The sequence below is a fragment of the uncultured Methanobrevibacter sp. genome (assembly GCF_937906425.1).
Taxonomy (GTDB): Archaea; Methanobacteriota; Methanobacteria; order Methanobacteriales; family Methanobacteriaceae; genus Methanobrevibacter.
The window spans coordinates 1-1,580 of record NZ_CALCYR010000003.1 but is presented as its reverse complement, the minus strand read 5'-3'; the positions used below and the strand labels follow the sequence as shown (position 1 = coordinate 1,580).

Sequence of the window (1,580 nt, the reverse complement as noted above, 5' to 3'; positions counted from 1 at the left end):
AAAAAATAGTTTTTCAATTTAACAAGAAAAAAACAAGAATTTCAAGTAAAAAAGAAAAATAGACAAGATTTTGGTCCAGGTTTTGCGGGCCGAAGGCCCGGAAAAGCTGGATTATCTTTTCCAAGCTACCTTCAAAGCCTTTTCAATAGCTGCAGAAGTATTTTCCAAATCCTCTTGAGTGTGAGCCCCTGAAATGAAATTGCATTCAAACTGACTAGGTGGAATGAATACATTATTCTTCAACAGCTCCCTAAAGTAGACAAGGAATCTGTCTGCATCAGACATCTTGGCAATTTCATAGTTAATTACAGGATATGGATTGAAATAGATCTGGAACATGGATCCAAGACCTACAACCTGTACATTAAGGTTTAAGTCCTCAACGATATCCTTGATGCTGTTTCTTAAAAAGTCCCCTTTTCTAGCCAAGTCACCATAGAACTGATAATCCAATTTCTTAAGGGTGGACAATCCTGCCTGAACTGAAATAGGATTTCCGCTAAATGTTCCGGCCTGATAAACAGGACCGTTTGGAGCAATCAATTCCATGATTTCCCTTTTTCCAGCATATGCGCCGATTGGGAAGCCTCCTCCCAGGACCTTTGCAAAAGTTACAAGGTCAGGAGTTACTCCAAAGTAATTCTGTGCACCGCCATGGGAGAGTCTGAAACCTGTGATAACCTCATCAAAAATCAAGACAATGCCATTTTCTTCAGTGATTTCCCTCAAGAATCTTAAATATTTCATATTAGGTTCCACACAGCCGATATTTCCCATTACAGGTTCAACAATAATGCATGCAATGTTTTCCCCTTCCTTATCAATCAATTCAGTCAAAGCCTCAACATCATTGAATGGAACTGAAAGGGTGTTTTTTGTTGTGTCCTCTGGAATTCCGGCAGAATCAGGCAAACATGCTGCACCTGAACCGGATTTTACCAGAACATAATCATGAGCTCCATGATAGGAACCTTCAAACTTAATGATTTTGTCCCTGCCAGTGTATCCTCTTGCAAGTCTGATTGCCGCCATGGTAGCTTCAGTTCCTGAATTTACCAAACGAACCATTTCAGCACATGGAACCCTATCAATAACCTCTTTTGCAAGCTTGATTTCATTTTCGCTAGGAGCTCCATATGCAGTTCCGATTTGCATCTGCCTATATACATCAGCCATTACATCTTCATCACTATGACCTAATATGATAGGGCCATAAGCCAAACAATGATCTATATAATCATTTCCTTCAGTATCAACAATATGGGAACCTTTAGCCTCTTTTACAAAGAAAGGATAAGGTTTAAAAGCACGCACTGGAGAATTTACTCCTCCAGGAAAAACATTTTTAGATTCTTTAAACAATTCTTCAGGATTCATGTTAATTAGTCCTTATTTTTTAAATAAACAATAATTTTAAAAATTTAAGATTTAATTTATTTTGTCAATTAATTAAATTTTAATAATTTTATATTAATAAATTCAATGAAAATTTAAAATAAATTCTAAAATAAATTTAAAATATAATATAAATTAAATTCTATATTTAATTTTATTTTTATTAATTTATAGTTTTTATGTAT

Annotated in this window: 1 protein-coding gene; it reads right to left on the bottom strand. The window is 35.0% G+C overall.

Annotation, left to right across the window (positions count from 1 at the left end; all coding sequences use genetic code 11):
* Window positions 1-111: 111 nt before the first annotated feature.
* Entirely contained in the window at window positions 112-1,377 is a 1,266-nt protein-coding gene (gene hemL / locus Q0138_RS00060; protein WP_297979181.1) for a glutamate-1-semialdehyde 2,1-aminomutase, read from the bottom strand.
* Window positions 1,378-1,580: the final 203 nt, after the last annotated feature.

Coding starts and splice junctions, on each gene's coding strand:
- hemL (WP_297979181.1), bottom strand. CDS start 1,377: ATGAATCCTGAAGAATTGTTTAAAGAATCTAAAAATGTTTTTCCTGGA.